Origin of the sequence: Fodinibius roseus (assembly GCF_900129315.1) — a bacterium.
GTDB lineage: Bacteria > Bacteroidota > Rhodothermia > Balneolales > Balneolaceae > Fodinibius > Fodinibius roseus.
The window spans coordinates 29,139-51,660 of sequence record NZ_FQUS01000011.1 but is presented as its reverse complement, the minus strand read 5'-3'; the positions used below and the strand labels follow the sequence as shown (position 1 = coordinate 51,660).

The window sequence follows — 22,522 nt, the reverse complement described above, 5'->3', positions numbered from 1 at the left end:
AACCGATTGTCAGATCGCAGGATAAATGCATATCAATACACTATGTCGGTTCCCGATTTTGCAGAAAGCATAGCCCGGTATCTCCGGACCAGAGACATTCCCGCTCCTATCGAAGCGGCGGTTATCCTGGGATCCGGGCTGGGCGGGTTTGCGGCTCACATCGAACACCCGCTGGTCCTCCCCTATGCCGATATTCCCGGGATGCCTCAAACGTCGGTAGCGGGACACGAAGGCAAAATTATTGTTGGAACTGTCAGGGACCGGGCGGTACTGGCTTTTTCGGGCCGCTTCCATCACTACGAAGGGTTTTCCTATGCACAGGCGGCAACGCCGGTCTACCTGGCTCAAAAAATGGAGGCCCGGAAGCTGATCATTTCGAATGCCGCCGGGGCTATCAACACCTCCTTTTCAGTCGGCGACCTGATGGTCATAGAGGATGTCATCCGGGGCAATCAACGGGTCTCTCCGACCGGATACCCCCGACACCCCTACCGGCACCACCGCTGGGTAGAGACCGTCCGCTCCTTAGCTGCCGGCTTAAATCTGTCCACCCGACAGGGAACGTATATCTATGCCAAGGGACCAAATTATGAAACCAAAGCCGAAATACGGGCGTTCCGCCGGATGGGAGCCGACGCCGTGGGGATGTCCACCGCCCCGGAGCTCTTTGAGGCCGCCCGCCTCGAGCTGAAGTCTGCTGGGATCTCGCTCATCAGTAATATGGCGTCGGGGGTGACCGCCAACAAGCTCAATCACCAGGAAGTAAAAGCTGCTGCAGATAGCCGAAAAGAAGATTTTGCCCGGCTGGTAAAGGCGCTGATCGAACAGTTTTAGAGAGGTGGTGAATGCGGATTTTCCGGGAAGGTCATTGTATGCGAAAAGGGCACTTCAGCTTGCTGGAAAACCAGCTGCTTCCCCGACCCGGCGTCAGGAATTTTGTTTGCATTTGCCGTTTACAGGCTTGAAATTTCCGGTCTTGTTATCCGAAGTATAAGTTTGCTGAAATTCAATTAGTCACGGTGGCCATATTGCTCCAGAAATCGGTCCAGCTTTAATTTTCTCCGGGCACTTTTGCTGGTCATGTAGCGCGTCTTGCCAAAGATGGGACGCTCCTGCCACGCCCGGTCAAAACGCCCGAAACACCAAAAAATACCGGAGTAGCTATTCGGATCGCGTCCATCTATCGCGTACCGGTTGTTGAGTTCAATCAGGTAGGCCAGTGCAATCTCCGGGTTGGGCGTCCACTGCATGACGTTCTTGCCCCAGAGCATGCGCAGGTAGTTGTGCATCACACCTTCCTCGCGTAGCTGGGTCTGGGCTGCATTCCAGAGTTCGTCATGGGTCTGTGACTGTGCCAGTTCTTCCAATTCATAGATATAATCCCGTGGATCGTCCCTGTGCTTTTCCAGCGTCTCCAGCGCCCAGCCGGGCAGCGACTCATACTGGTCGTACTCCGGCTCGTGATGCGCAAAGTGGAAACCCACCTCCCGCCACGTAATCACCTCATCCAGGAAGCTGTCTACATTGGGATCCCCGTTAAAAAAGCCGCCGGTGGACCCGCCATTGAAGGTGATATTATTCAAATCCCACTGTTCCGGCTGATGCTCCAGCACTTCCTTTACCACTTCATACTCCGATATTTTACCGAAATGCAGCCAGGGACTCAACCCGCTGGTGGCGTTCGCATCCGGGTCATTGCGCTTATCGTCATAGCGTTTCAGACTATGCCGGGCAAAACGGTCAAGCTGTCCCACTGCCGCCCGGCGGGTTCCCTCTAACCCAATCGGGGCGACATCATGATCAATATCCAGCGTAGCTATAAAACCGGTCGGATTCGCTATGCGGTCCAGGCTTTCCTGCCGTATTTCCTTTTGCCGCCTGGTCCAGTTGAGGGGGGATCTTTTTTCCAGCTCATCCAGCGGGTGCTCCTTCGGAGGCGAGGTGAAACACTCCACAAAATGCCGCTGCATAATCTTTCGAAAAAAGTAGGCGTTGTAAGGGGCCTTCTCCGTCAGCCCAAGGGGGATAAGTCCATTGGAATCGACGGTGACAAACGCAATGTCCAATTCGCCGGCCAACATATTGTTGCGGTCACGAATAAAATACACGGGGTACTCATCGGAAATCAAACAACAGGCCTTGTCAAAAAGGCCATCTAATATCCCCCGGCTCTCTCCCCCCTCCTCTTCAACAACGGGAAGCCAGTTGATCTCCTCCTGCTCTGCGATATCCTTATGCCCTGCCATCCCTTCCAGGTAAAAGGCATGGATACGATCGGAAGCCCAGGGATAATCGCACCTCAGCTCTTCATAAATGAGAAGCGGTTTATCCAGCTCATTAGCCCGGGATACAGCATATTCAAGCGCATAATTGTACTGGAAGCGATGACTGGTTTGCATCCAGTACAATACATATTCTCCCCCCGGGTCGGGCTCACGGTCATTTCGCTTAAAAATGCGGTGATCATCAATATTTTCCATAGGCTGCCCGGCTGCGTTCATTGGGTTTCATCACCAAAAAGATGCCGCAATATCACTTGCCTCACGTCGGTCGGACTCAAGTAGTATTCCGGGAGGTAGTGCACCTGTTTTGTGGCCAGGAGCGGGCTGGCCTGCGGGTCGGCGGAAACCCGGCCATGCGACCCCTTAACCGCCCGGCCATGCGTGGGGATCAGGTCCATCACATACCGGAAGCCCAGTTTTTTTTGCAGCAGCCGAAATCCCGCTTTGAGTGTCGGGAAAGGAATCTCAGGGTCCAGGATCATTTCGGCCGGGTCGTAGCCGGGCTTGGCATGGATATCCACCGTCGGGGCAAAGTCCGGGGCCTTATCGTCATCCAGCCAGTAGTAATAGGTAAACCAGGCACCGGGACGGGCAACAGCTACCAGCTCACCGGACCGCGGGTGGTCGAGATGATATTTTTTCTTGCCATCCTCCCCTAAAATAGTTTCTACCCCCGGTACCGCTTCCAGCATTTCCCTTACCGGTTCAATATCAGCCGGGTCATCGATATAGATATGGGCCACCTGGTGATCAGCCACCGCAAATGCGCCGCTGGCCCCGGCATCCAGCACTTCGCCCCCGCGCTCCTCGCGCACGGTGATAAATCCTTCCCTTCGCAGCACCCTGTTTAACGAAACAGGCTGATTGACGGAAGTGATGCCGTATTCCGATAGTACAATTACCCCGGTGTCTCGCTGCTCGTAATAGGTAACAAGATCTTCGCATACCCGGTCAATTTCCCGCAGGTCATTTTGTATATTTTGGGTATCGGGACCCACACGCTGCAGACAATAATCCAGGTGAGGCAAATAGATCAAGGTCAGGGTGGGATCGTATGCTTCAGTCATCATTTTGGCGGCATCGGCAATCCACTGGCTGGAATCGATCGTGGTATTCGGCCCCCAGAAATTAAATAGCGGGAACTGTCCCAGTTCATCCTGCAGCTTATCGCGCATCGACATCGGCTTTGCGTAAATATCGGGCACTTTCACCCCGTCCTTGCGGTACATGGGGCGCTCTACCGCCACATAATCGGCCCCGGAGTAGGTGGCATACCGCCAGAAAAGATTGGCACAGGTAAAGTCCGGATTCCGCCGGCGGGCGATATCCCAAACAGCCGGCTGCTGTATCAGCTTGCCGGAACGCATCCAGAATCGAATTTCGCCGGTATCCCGGAAATACCAGCCGTTGCCGACTATCCCGTGCTCATCGGGCATGGTTCCGGTCAGGTAGGTCGCCTGGACGGGACAAGTGACCGCCGGGAGCATCGATTTTACGGTGGCTGATTTTCCTTCGCCAAACCATTGTCGGAGGAAAGGGGTATGCTCGCCAATCAGATCCGGGGTTAAACCGACTACATTCAGTACTGCTGTTTTCTCCATGGTTACTTGTGTCTTTCAGTCTTGGAAGCCTTTGCGAAACCGTTCTTTTGAGCTACTAACCGCATTTTCGCACCTTCAAAATCCTCATATATGCCTTATGTGCCGTGGTTTCGAATGCACTGAGGGGTTGATATTGATTAAAATTCCTGATTTTTCAAAAGCCTCTATAAGACATACTCTTTGAGGCAGGCACAGGTCCGTACCAGCCATTTTTTTGGAAAGCCGGCAAGTAACCGACCTTACTCGTCCCGAAACTCCCCGAGCACCCATCGATATTCCCGCTCGATGGAGTCGGCGGAGTCTTTTTTGAGCTCTTCGGGCAGGACCTCCCAGGTATAGGTTTCTATTTCAAAATGGCGGCACATCGCAGCGTTTTCTTTCAAAAAATCGAGGCTCTTTCGTATATCCGACTGCGTGGAATTCAGTCTCCCGTAGGCATCCACAAAGAGAGGCACATGATAATGAATGCGCCACTCGCGGGCCTGCTCCTCAAAAATATGCGGCAGGGCCTGGTCCAGGTCGCGGTACCGGAAAAGCAAGTCATTCCCCCTGCGTTCCACCACCTGGTGCAAATAGGTGGCTTCATCAAAATCTTGAAGCTGTTTTTCAATCTGCCGGCGTCCTTCGTCCGAGCCGGGAAGTTCAACCTTCAATGCGGCGCTGACCTGCACCTTTCCCACCTTGATACCTGCTTCCTTCATTTCCCGGAGGACTTCCGCGGGATCTTCATATTCAACCGCAAAGTGACAGGTGTCATAACACAGCCGGATGTGCTCCTTTAGCATGACCTCCGCTTCCACCGGATCGATGCCGTATTCATCGGTCAAAAACGTGCTGCCCACCGGCAGCAGCCAGTGCTTAAAAAAATCAATCGTCTCCCGGCTGTTTTCCAGCAGGCAGTCGGGTTCCGGCTCGATATCAATATGAAGGAGCTTGCCTTTTTCCCGGCGGATCCCGGCCAGGGAATAGGCCACCCGGGCGAGGTTTTTACTTCCTTCTCGAAAAGCCTGCTCTTTTAACGAATGCTGCTGCAGCCAGTATTTATAGGAGATCGGGGAAGTGGAAATACCCCCATCCATCCCTATCGGAACCAGCTCGGCTAAAATATCAGCCAGGTTCATCGTATAGGCCACGCGCTCTTCGGTTCGCCAGTCGGGGCTGTACACCAGGTCTTTCACCCGCCGGCGGTGGAAATCCCCGTAGGGAAAGCCATTCATCGTAAAAACATAACAGTCCTCCTGACCCAGCCACTGCCTGAATTCATCCAGCCGGTCCCTTTGCTTCAACTCACTTGCGGCCCGCGATGAGAGGCGAAGTCCGATTCCGAACGGGCGACCCGGCGACAGCCGCTGCTTCAGGTCGGGAATATGTGTTTTGAGCTGCTCCAGCACTTCCTCCCATCGCTCCCCGGGATGGATATTTGTGCAATAGGTAAGATGAAATGTCGGGTAATTGTTTAATTGCATTCCTGTCGGTAATTATACTTCAATGCATTGCTCTTCAAATAACTTTAATTCCGCAATCGCTTCACGATACAAATCGAAATCCACCTCATGGACTTCCCGGCCTTTGCCGATCCCTTCCAGCAGCATGATGGTCAGTTCTCCGCCGAGGTGCTCCCGGAATTCCTCCAGCCCGTAAAAAATGGAGGCGGGGTTTTCCGGTTCATCAGTCCGATTGCTCAGTTCCGGCGTAAATAATCTGAAGCCTGCCGCCTTTAACATCCGCAGGATACGCCGGCATTCTTCTTCGGAGAGCATCCCCGCCAGGGTCGAATAAATACAGTCCAATGCGAGTCCGATCGCCACTGCTTCCCCGTGACGCAGATTATAATCGGTAAGCTGCTCCAGTTTGTGGGCCGACCAGTGTCCGAAGTCGAGGGGACGCGATGACCCCATTTCAAACGGGTCACCCGAAGTCGCAATATGCTGCATATGCAACTCGGCGCAGCGATAGATAAGATGGTCCATCACTTCTTCGTCGCGGTTATTCAGTGCTGTGGCCTGCTCTTCCAAAAATTCAAAAAAAGCGGCATCCTTCAGAAGCGCAACTTTAACCGCCTCCGATATGCCGGAGCGCCAATCCCGGTGATCAAGCGTCTGCAGGAACGAAGCATCATTCAGCACCGCAAAAGGAGGCGCGAAGGTGCCGAGAAAATTTTTCTTCCCAAAAGCATTCACGCCGTTTTTAACGCCTATGCCCGCATCATTTTGAGCCAGAACGGTCGTCGGGATGCGAACAAGGCGGATTCCCCGGTGAGCGGTACCTGCGGCGTACCCGGCCGTATCCAGCACCGCTCCCCCTCCTACAGCGGCAATATACGAATGACGGTCCAGGTTGGCTCTGTTGACAGCCTCATGCAGCTGACCGACGATATCCGGATCATTCTTGGCTTCCTCTCCCCCCGGAATAACCTGCAGCTCCGGAACCATCCTGAAATGATCTTCATACGCCTCGGCGTATCCTTTGATCTGTTCCGGAAGGCCGGGGTGGTGCTCTGTCACTCCCGAATCAATGATAAACAGGACCTTCCGGGCCACTTCGGGGGAAGCTTTTGCTATGATGTCCGAAAACAGTGAATTATCACGTTCAAACAATCCGCGGGTAAAATAAACGTTGTAATTAAAGGAAACCGGTACTTCTTGTTCTATAACTTTCATAATTAGCGAACCTATTCATATAGGTCAATAAGTGCAACAGGATTAAATATATCTGGTGATGTTTTTCATCCTTTAACCTGGATTATTCACAAAAAAATTTCACAGTTCTCATTTTAATTCTTCAAAAAAAGACCATTTTATAGAGGGCCTTGAAAAATCAGGGTTTTGCAAAGCCCTCTTATATGCTAAGATTTTAACTTTAAGATGGAATAGAATAACGAATGATTCTGTATTAGTCATGAACACTTCAGGTTATAAAACCGATGCAAAGATGGTAATATTATGGGAAATAAAAAATCAGACTGGAAATTTTCTGAAATCATTGTTACAGTAGCATCCTGCAAAGATAATAAAATAAATAATATTACTGTTGGCAATTGGACTACCGCATAAGTTACTTTTATAATCAAAGAAAAAATATGCTATAATGGCTGAATCTCAACTGGAAACCGATATCCCATCCCTGCAATTGTTAATACGCTCATGGCTGCGGGAAAGGCTGGATGGCGAAATCTTCTCGTGGATAACCTCAACAAGTGATGAGTTGAATGCCGGGGCGGAGGACTGGCAGTTCTTTGCTTCGTTCAGCGGCGTACCACAGCATACCGGCAAAGAAGCACTGGATCTGTCGCCGGACGACCTTAAAGAAGCCCGGCAGCGGCGTGACCGCTGGCAGCCCGGGCACTGGACACTCGACCAGCTGGGGCGGACATACCTGGTGTTGAGCATTACGGGAAGAGCACAGGAAGACTTTTTGGATATTCTGGAAAAGACGTTTGTTTCAAGTGACATGGGCGAGGCTATTGCCCTGTACCAGAGCCTCCCTGTCCTGCCCTATCCCAAACAGCTGACCAAGCGGGCGGCCGAGGGAATCCGAAGCAACATGACCTCCGTATTCAATGCGGTGGCGCTGCGCAACCCCTTCCCGGCTGATTTTATGGATGAGGGGGCGTGGAACCAGGTGGTGCTTAAAGCGCTTTTTGTGGAGAGTCCCCTCTATCTCATTGACGGTATTGACCGCCGGGCGAATGAAAAGCTGGCAAGAATGCTGGTCGATTACGCTCATGAGCGCTGGGCGGCCGACCGGAGCGTCTCGCCCGAGCTGTGGCGGCCGGTGGGGCCTTTTGCAGAGGGGGAGATGATTGCCGACCTCGAACGGGTGCTTCATCACGAAGATAACCTGCAGCAACAGGCTGCTGTGCTGGCCCTGTCGGACAGTCCCTCTGAGGAGGCGACAGCGGTACTCGAAGAGCACCGGGAAACGGTTCAGCAGGTGAAGCAGGCCGCGGTTGGGTGGGATGATATCGGTGCACAGTTTAATGACAACTGACCCATGCTCTCTCATGCCGTCTCACTATTTCTCAAATCAATTTGAAATTAAATAATATCGCATTATGTCCATTGACGAAATGAAGTTTATTGATCCGCATGTTCACATGATCTCACGCACAACCGACGACTATGAAGCGATGCGTCAGGCGGGCGTGGTGGCCGTTATCGAACCGGCTTTCTGGCTGGGACAACCGCGGACGGATGCCAGCTCCATGCTTGACTATTTCAGCATGATTGTGGGCTGGGAGCGTTTTCGGGCCGAACAGTTTGGCGTGCGCCACTATTGTACCATCGGGCTGAACGCGAAAGAAGCGAACAACGAAGAACTGGCCGAAGATGTGATGGAGTTGCTTCCTCGTTTTGCCAACAAAGAGGGAGTCGTCGCTATCGGCGAAATCGGCTATGATGACATGACCGATCTCGAGGAAAAATACTTCCACAAGCAGCTGGAGCTCGCTAAGAAAATGGATAAGCTGGTCCTTATTCACACCCCCCACCGCAATAAGAAACAGGGCACCAGCCGCAGCATGGACCTGTGCGAGGAGCATGGATTGGACCCTTCCAAAGTTATTGTCGACCATAACAATGAAGAAACGGTCGAGGAGGTGCTTGATCGCGGCTACTGGACGGCCTTTACCATCTATCCGGGTACGAAAATGGGGAATGAACGGATGGTCGAGATTGTCAAACAGTATGGCACGGAACGTATTTTTGTGGACAGTGCTGCCGACTGGGGTAAAAGCGACCCCCTGGGGGTCCCCAAAACGGCGCAGCTGATGCTGGAACGCGGGCTCAGTAAAGAGGATGTCCAAAAGGTATGTTATCAAAATGCGCTGGACGCCTATAAGCAAAGCGGCCAGATTAAGGAGGAAGACTGGCTGGACCGGCCGCTGATCGATCAAAGCAAAACCTATGGCGGAAATTCCGTACTGCGCGGCGGATCCAAACCGTTCATTGAAAAAGAGGATCCCGACAAGGATGATATCATTATTGAATAATGGGTTGTGGGTTCAACTTTAGCAGAATGTTCAACTGCCAGAAAGAAAGGTCCGCCGGAAACGCCGTTTTCTCGTGATAACAGGATCGCATTTTCGCGATTTTTAATTTTTCATTTATAATTTTCTTCGCCTGAATTCAACAAGATCCATGCTGCGTTCAATGCACTAAATGATAGCCAATAACTATATCAAATCATTGACTACCTCAACATCAACCGATCTTTCCTTCTTCTCCCGCCTCCGGGCCTACGGCGAGCTCATGCGTCCCCCTAACATCGTTACCGCTTTTGCCGATATATTGGCCGGCTTTTCGGCGGCGGGCGGGGCCATTCTCGTCTCAGGGAGCGCCTTGTCGGTTTCTCATCCGAATCTTGGGTGGCTGCTCCTTTCGACCTTTGGTCTCTATGGCGGCGGGGTGGTATTTAATGATGTCTTTGATGCCGGGTTGGATGCCAAAGAGCGTCCCGAGCGCCCGATCCCCAGCGGACGAGCCTCGAAGTCCGGGGCAACCCTGGCCGGCTCCGTCCTGCTTCTTGCCGGCATGCTTACAGCTTTTCAAGTGAACAGGTATGCGGGATTTCTGGCTATCGCGATCAGCTGCGGGGCGCTGTTATACGACTATTGGGCCAAGCATTCTGCCCTGTGGGGACCTCTTTTCATGGGAGGCTGCAGGGGCGGAAATCTGCTGCTGGGATGCAGCATTATCCCTGCTTCTCTTTTTTCACTATGGTTCCTGGCCCTGCTGCCGGTAGCATATATCGGATCTATTACACTGGTGAGCCAGGGTGAGGTGCACGGCGGGGACAAGAGATCGGGATTGGGGGCACTGGCACTCATTATACTGGTGACGCTCTGCTTATTCTTCCTGGGCCTCTTCCCCGGTTATACGGCAGGCACCGCTTCCCTTTTTATTGTGCTTTTTGCCGTGATGGTCATCCCGCCCTTCTGGAAAGCGGCGTTTAAGCCCGAACCGGACCTTATAAAAAAGGCAATTAAACGTGGCGTTTTGTCGCTTATACTATTAAACGCCGCTATAGCGGCCGGTTTCGGCGGCTTTCCGGTGGGAATCATCGTGGTACTTTTACTCCCGCTCTCCCTGCTTATCTCCAAGCTCTTTGCCGTGACCTGATCATTTCCCGGCCTTAAAAAGTCAGCGTACCGGGTGGCGGGGGGCAAGGCGGAGAAATGAAGAAAAATATATGTTTGAACCCGACCTGTCGGGTAAATTTGTGTTTTTCTCCGGAGCCGCCGTAACCGCCGGGCGCTGACTTTTCTCAGCCGGCGGCTTTTTTTGGTTCATTTTTTGGCCGTTCAAAAAATGAACTATCCCTACCCGCTGAAGTAAATATAAATGAACCCTATAACGGCAACAAGCAGAACCGAAAGCGAAATATCCACCCAGTTCCAGCTTTCCCGGGACATGCGCTTGTCTTCATCGGTGAGCGTCCCGTAGGTCAACCCGGATATTTTCTCGTATTTCGGCGGATCCGTCATATAGCTCACGCCAAACATTACGGCAATACAGACCAGGAAAATAAACAGGCTGTAGTACTGGAAGAAAATATTATTGACGATCCAGAAAAAAGACCCTTCAGCATAGGCAAAGCCCTCGCCCAGCATCACAGGCGTATCGATGGCCAGGCGGAATATCCCCAGGAACAGTCCCACTACCAGAGCTGACAAAGCCCCCTGTTTGTTTAGCCTTTTAAAAAAGATACCGAAGAAGAAGACCACAAATATCGGGGGCGCCAAATACGCCTGCACGCCCTGCAGGTAATCGTACAATCCACGGCTGCCCTGGATGACCGGGATCCAGAGCAAGCCGATAACCACCATGACAACCGTTGCCAGTCGTCCCATCCAAACCAGGTGCTGTTCGGAGGCGTCGGGCCTGAACTTACTGTAAAAATCCATCGTAAAGAGCGTGGATGAAGCATTGAAAACCCCGGCCAAGGAACTCATCAGCGCCGCCAGGAGTCCCGCTACCACGATACCGCGGATACCCACCGGCAGGATATGGGCCACCAGCAAGGGAAATGAAGCCTGCGCATTCTCATTAATAATCTCACCCTGCTGATTCATCAAGGCCTCCTGAAGAACGGCTATCTCCCCTGACTTGGCAAGAGCAAAAGCGATGATGCCGGGGATAATGAAAAGGAACACCGGCAGAAGCTTCAGGAAAGCAGCCGCGATCGTCCCGCGACGGCCTTCCTTTTCATTGGGAGCTCCCAGGGCGCGCTGTACAATATACTGGTCGGTCGTCCAATACCACAATCCCACAATAGGAGCTGCGAACAGCATCCCGAGCCAGGGATAATTGCTGTTAAAGTACCAGGCCATTTCTCCCTCTCCCAGGACCGGGGCCCAGGTGGCACTGTATCCGTCGGGCACGATCGGTTTCCACAAGTCAAACATCTCGGGTCCCGCTACCTCATACAGCCGGTTCCAGCCACCAATGGCATCCAAGCCATAATATAGCACCATCACGGATCCAAAGATAAGCACCAGGGTCTGAACGGCTTCGGTATAGGCCACCGCACGAAGCCCTCCCAAAACGGTATACAATCCCGTAAAAACAATGACAAGGATCGACCCGATCCAGAAGCTGTTCATTCCCATGAAGCTGAGTTCCGGGATCAACACACTGAACACGATACCACCGGCAAAAATCCCGACGGCAATTTTCGTAAGAACATAGGCGAGCAAGGAGACGCCCGAAAGTAAGGTTCGCGCCAATGGAGAAAACCGCTTTTCCAGGAATTCCGGCATCGTAAACACCCTGGAGCGTATATAAAAGGGGAGCATCACCCACCCCAGTACTAACAGGCACCAGGCGTGCAGCTCATAATGAGCCATTGCCACCCCGTCCGTTGCTCCCGTCCCGGTTAATCCCACCAGGTGTTCGGAGCCGATATTAGAGGCAAATATCGACGTCCCGACAATAATCCATCCGAGATGGCGTCCTGCCAGAAAATAATCTGTTGTGGTATCGGTTTTTTGTTTGATGACCCACCAGGCCAGGCCTGCAATAAGCAGGAAGTACAGCCCAATGACTATCCAGTCAACTACTGCTAATGTTCCCATGGAATCCCTGTATAGATATTAAATTAAGATTGCAACGAAACAACCCGCATCATTCGCGGGCTAAGCGGTCGGATCTATGTTTATTCCCTTCTAAATAGCCTTACCTGTAGCAGAATTATGCTTGGACTTGCGGCAATATAATTTTTTACCCGCAAAGCATGAAGTTATCGTTTAACAGACATTTTTAGTTTCATTTCTGATTACCGTAATAGCCCGCTGTCCGGTTAAAATTAACTGTAGATATTGACAGCTTGATTACAAACCAGCCGCACAACGGGTTGCCATTAAAATCTAATTATAGAAAAAAATTTAACACTATTGAAAATTTTTGACATTTAATGCAAATAATTCTCAAACTTCCACATATTCGACCCCCAGTATGTTACTAAGCATTTGCCATTTTTGACGTTGGTCGCCCAAAAGCAGGGTTTGGTGGTGCGTGCCGCCCGCTTTCAGCCAGCCGTCATTGCAGTCCCGCAACCCGGAATCCGGTCTGAAATGAAAATAAGGCATCTCAATGGCCGGGTATTTCTGCGAGTCCAACACCTCACCCTGAGCCACAACAAGCCGAAAGTTCTCGCCGGTCAGATGTACCAGTGAGACGATGGTAGCCGGACCCGGTTCGACCCGGAAAACGGTGGTCGGCGGGTTATTCAGATCTCCGATCCCCAACTCGCGGTCAGCCAGACGAATGGGCTCATCCCTGCGGGCGACCTTCCAGTTTCCTTCCCCCATGTGACTCATCAGCATAGAATTGCGTTTGAAGTCCATGGCATACATTTCAGTAAAGTGCGCTTTTCCTCCATCCAGAAGATGTCCCGCTGCCACCATGCTGGCCGTATTGGTATCTCCTTCCGCCGCATAACCATAACCGTCGGCCATCAGGTTGGAAGCCGCAAGCATGTTGATCTGTTCGAATCGCCCGTCTCCTTTAAACGTATCAAAATGGGCGGAGAATCCGGCATATGGTCCCTCTTCCAGTAGTTTTTTAAAACCCAGGTACATACGGACTGCATACCGAAAATTTTTATCAGGCATATCTTCATCGACATCAAACCGTTCGCGATCGATTCTCATCTGCTGCTCGACCTCCTCCCGGGTAGTTGTTTCCATATTCCGAAAAACCCGGCCGATATACTCGCGATTTACTTCGGGACCGATGACCCGGGTGAAGGCCGCCTCGTCGGTCAGCGTATCGCCCATACCATGCATTTTCCCGATCGAGGCAATCTTCATTTTTTTTAAAGCGGATACCGCCTGCGCCGCACGGGCCCAGTCTGCGACATATTCCGCAAACGCGTTGCTTTTCCAATCGGCAGAAATCACCTCAAAATGGTCGCCCATGGTTCGAAGCATTGCGTTCGCCATATCCTGCGCGCCGTGGATACCCTGGTTATAGGTCAAGTCATCCATATTCCAGTCGGTTGTCACTTCAGGCTCGGGTTGGATATTGGCCAGCAGTAGCGGCAAATGGTTGTTTTGCAGGGCGCGGACGCTCCGCATAGCGGGACCATAAGTAAGCATTACAATCATAACGCCGTCCAGGTCCCGGTGATTAAAGCTCCCTAAAATTTCCTCGATATCGTCGCGATTCCGGGCTGCCCGCGGGAATTCCCAGTCAGCCACCTCAGATAGCCGGTCACACACCTCCCGGGCGAAATGCTCCTGGTGCTCTGTAATATTGGGGATATCATCGTCATACAATTCCTGCATTATGCCTAAGAGCCCGATTTTGGGCTTACGCTGTTCTGTCATTTTCCGGTCAATCTAACTGTGGTTATTATTAAGGTCGCTAACGGTTAAGAATACAATAGCTCTTTGAGTCAATCCTCTCCAGGAGATCACATAAAGGCTATCAAAGTCATTCAGCCCTTTTGTGGGCGCTCAAAAGTTATACTTTTATCTTTCCTCTCGTATAAAAGCATCGGTAAATCAAGAGCCACATGTAATTCATAAACTTTTTTACTTTTCCTGCCCGTAGTAAGCGCTGTCGCCGTGTTTACGCTCCCAGTGTTTGTTAATGAGCGGTTCCTTTAACCGCGGGGCATCGGGATGAATCTGAAGGGTGATGTACGCCATTTTGGCCACCTCCTCTAAGACAGCACTGTTATATACGGCCTTTTCCGCCGTTTTTCCCCACGTGAAAGGTGCATGATTCGCTACGAGTATCATCTCCACTTCCTCATAGGAGAGCTGCCGGCTGTCAAAGGCATCAATAATTTGGTGGCCGGTTTGCCTTTCATAATCGCCCTCGATCATTTCATCGCTCATCGGTGGGGCGCAGGGAATGTCCTCTGTCAAATGGTCGGCATGGGTGGTTCCCAGGATAGGAATGTCCCGCTGTGTCTGGGCCCAGGCTGTTCCGTACGTAGAGTGAGTATGTGCGATCCCACCGATACCGTCCCACTGCCTGTACAGCACCGCATGTGTTTCGGTATCCGAAGAGGGACGCATCCCCCCCTCCACCACCTTGCCGTCGAAATCAACGATCACCATATCATCGGCCCGCAGCTCCTCGTAGGGTACGCCACTCGGCTTTATAGCAAATACGCTCCGGTCCCGGTCTGCAGCACTGGCATTTCCAAATGTAAATAACACCAGGTTGAGCTCGGGAAGCCGCATATTACTCTCATAGGCAACCTGTTTTAACTCCTTAAAATCACTCATTCTGCTCCTGTTTAATGGTTTGGTTCAGCTCAAGCCGCTCTTCCACAACTTCGCCCAGTGACCGGTACTGATCATACAAGCCATCATAAACGGCTGCTTTCTCCTCGTCGGGCTCGTAGATCTTCCCGAATCCATTGCCCATCGACGCCATAGCCTCCCGGACATCCTCAAAAAGTCCCGCCGCAGTGGCGGCAAACATAGCCGCCCCCATCGCGCAAGCCTGCTCGGATTTAACTATCTTGATGGGCATCCCCAGGATATTGGCCAGCGTCTGCATGACATAGGGCGATTTTTTAGCGACCCCGCCCAGTCCGATGATACCATCGATACGAACACCTTCCTGCTGAAATCGCTCTACAATGGCTCTTGCCCCAAAGCAGGTCGCCTCCACCAGGGCTTTAAATATACGCGGTGCATCCGTACCCAGATCCAGTCCTTCGATCGCTCCTTTGAGCCATTGATTGGCATCCGGCGTTCGACGGCCGTTCAGCCAATCCAGTGCCACAATGCCGGTATCAACATCCTCCAGGCCGGAGGCTTTCTCAGACAGGATTACCAGCAGCTTCTCATGCAGCTCCTCAGCCAGCGCCGCCTTCTGTTCCTCAGTCAGCAGCTCGCTTTCACTGATAATCGATTCGGCCGGATCGCTAATCAGATCCCTGAACCAGGCATACACATCACCGAAAGCCGACTGTCCCGCTTCAAGTCCCACCAATCCCGGGATCACCGACCCATCCACCTGCCCGCAAATTCCCTCCACCAGGTTGTCCCCGAGGTCGTCATAGGGCGCCACCAAAATGTCGCAGGTCGAAGTGCCCATGACGCGGCTCAAATAATACGGTTCGATCTCTCCTCCCACAGCGCCCATGTGAGCGTCAAAAGCTCCGACCCCAACAACAACCTCCTCCGAAAGGCCCAGTTTTCGGGCCCACTCGGAAGAGAGTGTTCCGGCCGGACAGTCGGACGTAAAGGTCTGCTGATACAGCCGCTCCCGGATCCCCTCCAGCAGCGGGTCGAGACGGTTTAGAAACTCCTGGCTGGGCAGGCCGTCGAATTCTTCGTTCCACATGGCTTTATGTCCCGCCGCACAGCGGCTGCGTTTCATGGCGTGCACATCCGTTTTGCCGGTCAGCTCATAGGGAATCCAGTCGCACAGTTCCACCCACGAATAAGCAGCCTCCCGCACGCTTTCATCATTCCGGATCGTATGCAACATCTTGGCCCAGAACCATTCCGAGGAATAGATACCGCCCACATATTTGGTATAGTCCGGACCGTCCCAGGATCTGGCAAGCCCGGTGATCTCACTGGCCTCCCCGACCGCCGTATGGTCTTTCCACAAGATAAACATCGCATTGGGATTGTCAGCGAACTTCTCCTTCAGGGCCAGGGGGGTTCCGCTTTGATCCACGGCTACCGGCGTAGAACCGGTGGTATCAACGGCAATACCTTTTACCCGACCGGCCGTTTGCTCCGGCACCCGGGAAAGCACATCCCTCAGCGTATGCTCCAGTCCCTCCAGATAATCGAGGGGATGGTGCCTGAACTGATTTTGGGTGCTGTCGCAGTACAGGCCCTCGGACCAGCGGCTATAGCGGTGGACCGCTTCCGCAAGCTGGTTGCCCCCGGCATCTACCAGCACCGATCGCACCGAATCCGTGCCGTAGTCGATCCCGATGACGCAGTTATCATTCTTCTTCATATTCATAGGCATGGTTGATATACATTATAATCTCGTTCCCGGTATTTAATAAGTGTTATAATAACGCTTTTAAAAAAAGGCAATATACAATTACAGGAATGAATTCAAAATCGCGTTCCTTAAAGTTTTATCGGTTTGAAAACCAAGTTATCCCCATTATTGATTTTTGCACGGTACTTCTCCTCATTGAATTTATAGAAGTAGGCCCCTTTTTTAGAGTATTTCTTCTGTTTCTCATCCGTTTTTACCAGCACATCCATCGACAGGATACGCCGGCGGAAATTTCGCTTGTCCAGCTCCGTTTCGTAGATGGCTTCGTATAAAATCTGAAGCTCAGGCATGGTAAATTTCTCAGGCAGCAGCTCGAATCCCACCGGTTCATGAGAAGCCCGGTACTGCAGGCGGGACTTAGCGGCTTCAACCATTTGAGGGTGATCGAAAATAAGGTCGGGCAATTCATTAATCGGAAACCAGCGCGCCCCGTATTTATCCATGAGCTCCTTGTCATGCTCCTGAATATTGATAAGCGCATAATAAGCGATGGACACCGTTCGCTCCACCGGATCGCGGTCTACCTCACCAAATCCATAGAGCTGCTCGAGATAGACATTTTTAAGCCCGGTCAGCTTATGCAGAATACGGTCTGCAGCCTCGTCAAGACTTTCCTCCCGTTTCAGGAACCCGCCCATCAGCGACCAGTTCCCTTTCTCGGGTTCGAAGTCTCTTTTGATGAGCAGCAGTTTTAGTCCGCTCCGATCAAATCCGAAAATGATGCAATCAAGGGCCACCAGGATTCGATCGTGTTCTTCATAGTGATTTTTCATAAAAATATGGCTGTTCTTATATCTTTTTTCTACTAACCCGGAATCCTCATGCCCTGCAATCTGGAAGCTCCAGTACAGCACACGGTCCATTTTGCAGTTTGTTTCCCCTATTCGGGATATTAAAACCGGGCTAATCCTTTGTTTATTCTACCCCTATGACTATAACAGATTTTGAGGGTAAGCGCAACGTCAGCTCGTCATCATTCAGCGTATAGTCTTCAAAGCTTTGGGGGGCCACCCTGTCGGGATTATCAAAGGTGTTAACGGCATCCACAGCGTCTGCTGACAGAATACGGCTCTCGCTTATCTCATCAGCATCTGACCCCAGAATATTAACCGTAACCTCCTGGGGGTCGGTGGCGTGCAGGTTGGTCACCGTAAGATGGATCGTCCCCGCTTCATCCCTGGAGGCGGTGGCACTGATAGCCGGGATGTGTTCACCCTCATACGTATAGTTGGCCGCATCCAGGTGCAGCGGCAATAACATCGCATCGTGGTGGACCCTGTAAAAATCGAACACATGGTAGGTTGGTGTTTTCAACATCCGGTTGCCATCGGTCAGGATCATCGCCTGCAGTACATTGACCGTCTGTGCAATATTGGCCAGCCGAACCCGGTCGCTGTGCTTGTTCAGGATATCCAGGGTGGTGGATGCGATGAGGGCATCCCGGACAGAATTTTGCTGCTGCAGAAATCCGGGATTGGTATCGGGAAGCGGGTCTGTCCAAATTCCCCACTCATCCACGGCCAGCGAGATTCGTTTTTCCGGATCGTATTTGTCCATAATCGTGGAATGACGGGACACATACTCGTCCATTGCCAGTCCCTGCTTAAGACCTGCAAAATACATCCCTTCCCCAAAATCTTTGGAGGGACCTTTCTGTTCCCAGTTCCCCGTCGGAATGGTATAATAGTGAAGGGAAATCGCATCCATCATCCATCCCGCCTGTTCCACCACGGTCTCCGTCCACCCGTAATTGTCGTCCGAAAAACCGCTGGCGATTTTATACAATTCGTTGCCGCTGTAGTCTTTGGCAAAGGTAGCGTAACGGCGGTAAAGATCGGCGTAATAACCCGCCTCCATATTACCGCCGCAACCCCAGCTCTCATTCCCAATGCCCCAGAACTTGACGTCCCAGGCCTTCTCCTGTCCATTTTCCCGGCGCAGGTTGGCCAGTGTGCTGTTGCCGTCGTAGGTCATATATTCAACCCAGTGGGCCATCTCTTCGGGGGTGCCGCTCCCTACGTTTGCAGAAATATAGGGTTCAGTATCGAGCAGTTCGGTAAGCCGCATGAATTCATGCGTGCCCACTTCGTTATGTTCCTCAACCATGCCCCAGTGCGTGTTGATGCGGGTGGGACGATCTTCACGGGGACCGATCCCATCTCTCCAGTGGTATTCGTCCGCAAAGCAGCCGCCCGGCCAGCGCAGGTTCGGTATTTCCAGAGCCTTGAGCGCTTCCACCACATCATCCCGGAAACCATCCGTGTTGGGGATATCGGAATCCTCCCCTACCCAGAGTCCCCCGTACATGCCGGTGCCCAGGTGTTCTGAAAACTGCCCGTAAATATGGCGGCTGATTTTATTTTGGGGCTGATCGGCATTGATCGTCATCGTATTTTGCGCTTTCAGCGGGATCATACCGCTGAAACTAAAAAGGAACAGGGACAGGGACAGGAGGACCATTCGCATGGTAATAATCCGGGGATGATTAAAAAATGACATGGTGTAGTTGTATTTATCGGATTGAAAATTGGTAAATGGTTGTGGTCAGATAGGTTTCTCCGGGCTCTAATATCGTAGAAGGGAAATCGGGTTCATTGGGTGAATTCGGGAAATGCTGGGTCTCAAGACAAAATCCGGAGTGTTGCTCAAAAGGAATCCCCCCCGGGCTTTCCAGGGTGCCATCCAAAAAATTGCCGGTGTAAAACTGTACGCCCGGCTCGGTGGTAAAGACCTTCATCTCCCGCCCGCTTCCCGGGGAATAGACTGTTGCAGCATGAAACAGGGAATCGGATGCCGGTTGATTCAGCACAAAATTATGGTCGTATCCCCTGCCGTCTACCTGATCGATGCGTTCTCCAATGCTGTGAAACTCCGTAAAATCAAATGCCGTACCTTCTACAGACGCAATCTCTCCGGTAGGAATTAACTCATCATCCACTGGTGTATATTGGTCGGCATTGAGCTTCACCTGATGATCCAGAATGGTACTGTCCATATCGCCGGTAAGATTAAAGTAGGTGTGATTTGTGAGGTTGACGGGCGTGGCTTTGGTCGTTGTAGCCTTGTACTCAATCTTAAGCTCATTATCATCCGTCAGGGAATAAATGACCGTCACATCCAGCCGGCCGGGATATCCCTCTTCCATATCCTCGCTTACATAGGTGAGCCGCAAGGTACTGTCCGGGGTAATGGTGGCGTCCCAGAGCACATCATCGAAGCCAACTTCTCCCCCGTGCAGGTGGTTGTCACCATCATTTTGAGCAAGGGTATAGGTTTCCCCGTTGAGCTCAAATTCGCCACCGGCAATGCGGTTGCCGTAGCGGCCGATCAGGGCCCCGAAGTTGGGATGTCCGCTTAAATAGTTATCGAGCGAATCGAAGCCCAGGGCTACATTTTCAATAGTTCCCTCGTTGTCCGGCGTCCTGATAGCGGTGACAATCCCTCCGTAATTGGTTATATCGACCTCCATGCCATGAGCATTGGCAAGCGTATACAGATGCACCTGGCGGCCGTCTTCGAGCGAACCGAACGGCCTTTCGGTTATTCGATCAGGGGTTTTCGTGTCCTGCTTTTCAGGGGACGGCTCGGACTCCTCTCCCGCACATCCCCCCGTCATCAGCAGGATAACCAGGCTAACCGTTATGCCGCCTATCCAATAACTGCCACCACCGTTTAGAAATAATGCTGTTTTCATAATTTAGCTGTTTAATTGTGTTTTAATTATGTTAGCGATTCCTCAAAAGGATACTAAATCCTGGATCCCCTTTCATTAAAAAAATGGGATACCTTCTTGGGCCATAAGGTCCTTTCACGTTTCATATTGACCGGAGAAGATATATCCAGGTACCGCCTAACTCACTTTATTTTTTACCCCATACCGAGCATTCTTGGTCGTTCAAACCGGTATATATCAGGGTGGGTCGGTTACTTTCCCAGTCAAAACCGCGGCGCAGATGAAGCCTCAATATGTCGCCATTTCGATTGATCCTCAATATTTTATCCTGCAGCTCCCACGCAGCCGGGTTGCCGGCCATTTGTCCGTCCTCTAAATATTCTACCGTCGTCGATTGGTTCTTAACCGTCCCATTTTTCACCGACTCCAGCAAAATTTGCTCCCACTCCATTGTTGTCCGGATCGACAGAATCCTTGCCACAGCGCAGGGTTATACCTGCAGCCAGGCTCATTATGAAAAGTATTTTAGACATGAATGAAGCTCCACTGGAGATGATATCTGTCGTAGTACTTCGAAAATACATCTTACTGTTTAGAACTACCTGTAGACACTTATAACCCGCAGGCAGCTTATCCTTGTTTAATAAGTCACTTTATAAAGCAAGCATTACCAATGCTTTTAATATCCCGTGTTCTGTGACAAGTTGTCGTTCAGGTCCCGCTCATTTGATGGTATGGGCCACAAGTAATCCCGCGGTGCATCGAACGACCGGGTATGCTGTCCTTGTAACCTACTGAAACTATTACCAGTTTGATCATTGGCAATCTCAATCCCGTGTATATTACCGTTGAGCACATTTTCAGCGGTATTCCATCGGCGGATATCTGCCAGGTGGAGACCCTCCCAGGCCAGCTCAATGATCCGCTCGTTTCGGACAAATTCTATAGCCTCCTCCTGTGTCATCGTGGTAATATCCTGGGGCATGGGCAGATCTACCCGGTCGCGAATCTCTTGGACCGCATCGTTTACAGACTGGTCCAGCTCACCGAGTTCGACCTTTGCCTCTGCGTACATCAGCAGGACGTCGGCGTACCGCATCTTTATGAAATTGAGACCGCTGTTTTGTGGAGACGACTCGTCCTGCGGATCCACATATTTCATGGCGATGTAGCCAGTGTACGTATTGTTATAATCCGATTGGTCTATCGGATCGCCGGTTGGACTGCAATAACCATCTGGTGCATTCGTTTCACTGCAAGACGGATATGAGTTATAGACGATTCCATTGAACTGAGCACCTGGAAACAAGACCGTTCCATAGAATCTCGGATCACGATTAGCATACATGCCGATCGTCTGTACAGCCGGGTTGCCGTTGTTGTAGGTAATCTCCGGGGGAGAATCATCGTACATAGGCGAATCATCGATAGACAAGCCATCTTCCATCGGAAATCGATCCACCAGCTCTCGCGTCGGTGCGATGTTGACCTCACTACCCATGGATTTGGGGGCGAAATCCGACCAGGCCGGCCATCCATTCTGTCCCGATACCTTCTGGTAGTCCAAAATGATCTCGTTGCTCGTCTCACCTGAATAGGTGAAGAGATCCCGGAAATTGGGATGCAACGTAATGTGAGAGTATGCGGCGTCGTTCATAACAGTCGCAGCCATGTCTCTTGCAGTACCGTATAGGGTGTTGGCACGGGATGTGTTGTCCTCGTGGTTCTCCTGCCAGCTTGCTTCGTAGAGGGCGGTCCGTGCATGATAAGCCACGGCAGCCTCGCTGGTGGCGCGACCGTAATCGGAAGACGGCAGCTCGGCGCGAGTAGGCAGCAGGCCTGCTGCTTCCGACAGGTCTGTTGTAATCCGTGTATATACATCTTCCCGCGAAGACCGACTCACGCTGCGCGCTTCTTCCACGGTTGGAACACTCGTAAATACGGGCACCTCACCAAACATCCACAGCAACTCGTGGTAAAAGTAGCCGCGTAAAAACAAGGCTTCCCCGCGAATCCGGTCGGCGGCTTCCTGCGAAAGTACATCACCGCCTACCTCATTGAGCTGAAAAAGAATCTCGTTGGCGCGGCTGATGCCGGTGTACAACTGGGACCACAACCCGCCCGACCAGCCGGACTGAGCGTTGGCACGCCCCATCACGTACTCGTGCTGGCGCCTCCAGTCGGCGTGTGAATAACCGATATCGGTGGCGCCGTCAAAATAAAGGGGATCAAGGTCCCGCCCTGTCATCTCGTTATAGGTGCCGTTAAGAGCAGTATTGAAGTCACGCTCGTTAGACCAGAAGGTCGCTGAAGAGACCCTGTCCGACGGTACGGTCGTCAGAAAATTATCATCACATCCTGTGATTCCAAGAGCGATACACAGAAGCAGCATGCTTGAAAGCACTACATTCGTTGTCTTGGTTATCTTATAAATCATAATCTTGTTTTTTTTATAAATCATTGTCTTGGTCA

17 protein-coding genes are annotated in these 22,522 nt (G+C 51.7%); 4 read left to right on the top strand and 13 right to left on the bottom strand.

The window, feature by feature from the left end; genetic code table 11:
* The first annotated feature begins 42 nt into the window (after positions 1 to 42).
* Complete coding sequence (locus tag BUB16_RS11295) at positions 43 to 834, top strand: purine-nucleoside phosphorylase (RefSeq protein WP_073063971.1); 792 nt, start codon at positions 43 to 45, stop codon at positions 832 to 834.
* 176 nt (positions 835 to 1,010) lie between these two features.
* On the opposite strand, the gene BUB16_RS11290 is transcribed toward BUB16_RS11295, so the two are convergent.
* The 4 genes from BUB16_RS11290 to BUB16_RS11275 all read right to left on the bottom strand — a co-directional run bounded on the left by BUB16_RS11290 (position 1,011) and on the right by BUB16_RS11275 (position 6,543).
* The gene (locus BUB16_RS11290; protein ID WP_073064285.1) at positions 1,011 to 2,480 is read right to left on the bottom strand and encodes a cryptochrome/DNA photolyase family protein; all 1,470 of its coding nucleotides are present in this window, start codon (positions 2,478 to 2,480) and stop codon (positions 1,011 to 1,013) included.
* A gap of 17 nt (positions 2,481 to 2,497) precedes the next feature.
* Positions 2,498 to 3,883, bottom strand: coding sequence for an alkaline phosphatase family protein (locus BUB16_RS11285; protein ID WP_073063968.1), 1,386 nt, complete (start codon positions 3,881 to 3,883; stop codon positions 2,498 to 2,500).
* Between the two features lie 239 nt (positions 3,884 to 4,122).
* The gene (eboE, locus tag BUB16_RS11280) at positions 4,123 to 5,349 is read right to left on the bottom strand and encodes a metabolite traffic protein EboE (protein ID WP_073063965.1); all 1,227 of its coding nucleotides are present in this window, start codon (positions 5,347 to 5,349) and stop codon (positions 4,123 to 4,125) included.
* A 12-nt stretch (positions 5,350 to 5,361) separates the two neighbouring features.
* Positions 5,362 to 6,543 carry a 3-dehydroquinate synthase gene (locus BUB16_RS11275; RefSeq protein ID WP_073063962.1) on the bottom strand — a complete coding sequence of 394 codons (1,182 nt, stop codon included), beginning with the start codon at positions 6,541 to 6,543 and terminating at the stop codon, positions 5,362 to 5,364.
* Positions 6,544 to 6,970: 427 nt separating this feature from the next.
* Between BUB16_RS11275 and BUB16_RS11270 the strand changes: the two genes are divergently transcribed.
* The 3 genes from BUB16_RS11270 to eboC all read left to right on the top strand — a co-directional run bounded on the left by BUB16_RS11270 (position 6,971) and on the right by eboC (position 10,002).
* The gene (locus BUB16_RS11270; RefSeq protein ID WP_073063958.1) at positions 6,971 to 7,873 is read left to right on the top strand and encodes an EboA domain-containing protein; all 903 of its coding nucleotides are present in this window, start codon (positions 6,971 to 6,973) and stop codon (positions 7,871 to 7,873) included.
* A 64-nt stretch (positions 7,874 to 7,937) separates the two neighbouring features.
* Positions 7,938 to 8,873, top strand: a complete 936-nt coding sequence (locus BUB16_RS11265; protein WP_073063956.1) for a TatD family hydrolase — start codon at positions 7,938 to 7,940, stop codon at positions 8,871 to 8,873.
* A gap of 196 nt (positions 8,874 to 9,069) precedes the next feature.
* Positions 9,070 to 10,002, top strand: coding sequence for a UbiA-like protein EboC (gene eboC, locus BUB16_RS11260; protein WP_211483149.1), 933 nt, complete (start codon positions 9,070 to 9,072; stop codon positions 10,000 to 10,002).
* 200 nt (positions 10,003 to 10,202) lie between these two features.
* On the opposite strand, the gene BUB16_RS11255 is transcribed toward eboC, so the two are convergent.
* The 9 genes from BUB16_RS11255 to BUB16_RS11215 all read right to left on the bottom strand — a co-directional run bounded on the left by BUB16_RS11255 (position 10,203) and on the right by BUB16_RS11215 (position 22,487).
* Complete coding sequence (locus BUB16_RS11255; protein ID WP_073063953.1) at positions 10,203 to 11,957, bottom strand: sodium:solute symporter; 1,755 nt, start codon at positions 11,955 to 11,957, stop codon at positions 10,203 to 10,205.
* 351 nt (positions 11,958 to 12,308) lie between these two features.
* Positions 12,309 to 13,712, bottom strand: coding sequence for an L-fucose/L-arabinose isomerase family protein (locus BUB16_RS11250; RefSeq protein ID WP_073063951.1), 1,404 nt, complete (start codon positions 13,710 to 13,712; stop codon positions 12,309 to 12,311).
* 207 nt (positions 13,713 to 13,919) lie between these two features.
* Positions 13,920 to 14,624 carry an L-ribulose-5-phosphate 4-epimerase gene (locus BUB16_RS11245; protein WP_073063948.1) on the bottom strand — a complete coding sequence of 235 codons (705 nt, stop codon included), beginning with the start codon at positions 14,622 to 14,624 and terminating at the stop codon, positions 13,920 to 13,922.
* On the bottom strand, positions 14,617 to 16,326 hold the full coding sequence (locus tag BUB16_RS11240; protein ID WP_073064279.1) for a ribulokinase: 1,710 nt from the start codon (positions 16,324 to 16,326) through the stop codon (positions 14,617 to 14,619). The genes BUB16_RS11245 and BUB16_RS11240 overlap by 8 nt, the downstream gene beginning before the upstream one ends.
* Before the next feature lie 119 nt (positions 16,327 to 16,445).
* Entirely contained in the window at positions 16,446 to 17,150 is a 705-nt protein-coding gene (locus BUB16_RS11235; RefSeq protein WP_073064277.1) for an NUDIX hydrolase, read from the bottom strand.
* 142 nt (positions 17,151 to 17,292) lie between these two features.
* Positions 17,293 to 18,792, bottom strand: coding sequence for an alpha-N-arabinofuranosidase (locus tag BUB16_RS11230; protein ID WP_073064274.1), 1,500 nt, complete (start codon positions 18,790 to 18,792; stop codon positions 17,293 to 17,295).
* A gap of 97 nt (positions 18,793 to 18,889) precedes the next feature.
* Positions 18,890 to 20,071, bottom strand: a complete 1,182-nt coding sequence (locus tag BUB16_RS11225; RefSeq protein WP_073063945.1) for an aldose epimerase family protein — start codon at positions 20,069 to 20,071, stop codon at positions 18,890 to 18,892.
* A gap of 166 nt (positions 20,072 to 20,237) precedes the next feature.
* Positions 20,238 to 20,531 carry a lipocalin-like domain-containing protein gene (locus BUB16_RS11220; protein ID WP_139240284.1) on the bottom strand — a complete coding sequence of 98 codons (294 nt, stop codon included), beginning with the start codon at positions 20,529 to 20,531 and terminating at the stop codon, positions 20,238 to 20,240.
* A 198-nt stretch (positions 20,532 to 20,729) separates the two neighbouring features.
* The gene (locus BUB16_RS11215; protein ID WP_170864370.1) at positions 20,730 to 22,487 is read right to left on the bottom strand and encodes a RagB/SusD family nutrient uptake outer membrane protein; all 1,758 of its coding nucleotides are present in this window, start codon (positions 22,485 to 22,487) and stop codon (positions 20,730 to 20,732) included.
* Positions 22,488 to 22,522 lie beyond the last annotated feature (35 nt).

Excerpts from the sequence above, each read along its gene's own strand:
- BUB16_RS11275 (WP_073063962.1), bottom strand. The coding sequence starts at position 6,543 with ATGAAAGTTATAGAACAAGAAGTACCGGTTTCCTTTAATTACAACGTT.
- BUB16_RS11285 (WP_073063968.1), bottom strand. The coding sequence starts at position 3,883 with ATGGAGAAAACAGCAGTACTGAATGTAGTCGGTTTAACCCCGGATCTG.
- BUB16_RS11250 (WP_073063951.1), bottom strand. The coding sequence starts at position 13,712 with ATGACAGAACAGCGTAAGCCCAAAATCGGGCTCTTAGGCATAATGCAG.
- BUB16_RS11255 (WP_073063953.1), bottom strand. The coding sequence starts at position 11,957 with ATGGGAACATTAGCAGTAGTTGACTGGATAGTCATTGGGCTGTACTTC.
- BUB16_RS11235 (WP_073064277.1), bottom strand. The coding sequence starts at position 17,150 with ATGAAAAATCACTATGAAGAACACGATCGAATCCTGGTGGCCCTTGAT.
- BUB16_RS11265 (WP_073063956.1), top strand. The coding sequence starts at position 7,938 with ATGTCCATTGACGAAATGAAGTTTATTGATCCGCATGTTCACATGATC.
- BUB16_RS11295 (WP_073063971.1), top strand. The coding sequence starts at position 43 with ATGTCGGTTCCCGATTTTGCAGAAAGCATAGCCCGGTATCTCCGGACC.
- BUB16_RS11270 (WP_073063958.1), top strand. The coding sequence starts at position 6,971 with ATGGCTGAATCTCAACTGGAAACCGATATCCCATCCCTGCAATTGTTA.
- BUB16_RS11225 (WP_073063945.1), bottom strand. The coding sequence starts at position 20,071 with ATGAAAACAGCATTATTTCTAAACGGTGGTGGCAGTTATTGGATAGGC.
- BUB16_RS11245 (WP_073063948.1), bottom strand. The coding sequence starts at position 14,624 with ATGAGTGATTTTAAGGAGTTAAAACAGGTTGCCTATGAGAGTAATATG.
- BUB16_RS11230 (WP_073064274.1), bottom strand. The coding sequence starts at position 18,792 with ATGATCCCGCTGAAAGCGCAAAATACGATGACGATCAATGCCGATCAG.
- BUB16_RS11240 (WP_073064279.1), bottom strand. The coding sequence starts at position 16,326 with ATGAAGAAGAATGATAACTGCGTCATCGGGATCGACTACGGCACGGAT.
- eboE (WP_073063965.1), bottom strand. The coding sequence starts at position 5,349 with ATGCAATTAAACAATTACCCGACATTTCATCTTACCTATTGCACAAAT.
- BUB16_RS11290 (WP_073064285.1), bottom strand. The coding sequence starts at position 2,480 with ATGGAAAATATTGATGATCACCGCATTTTTAAGCGAAATGACCGTGAG.
- BUB16_RS11215 (WP_170864370.1), bottom strand. The coding sequence starts at position 22,487 with ATGATTTATAAGATAACCAAGACAACGAATGTAGTGCTTTCAAGCATG.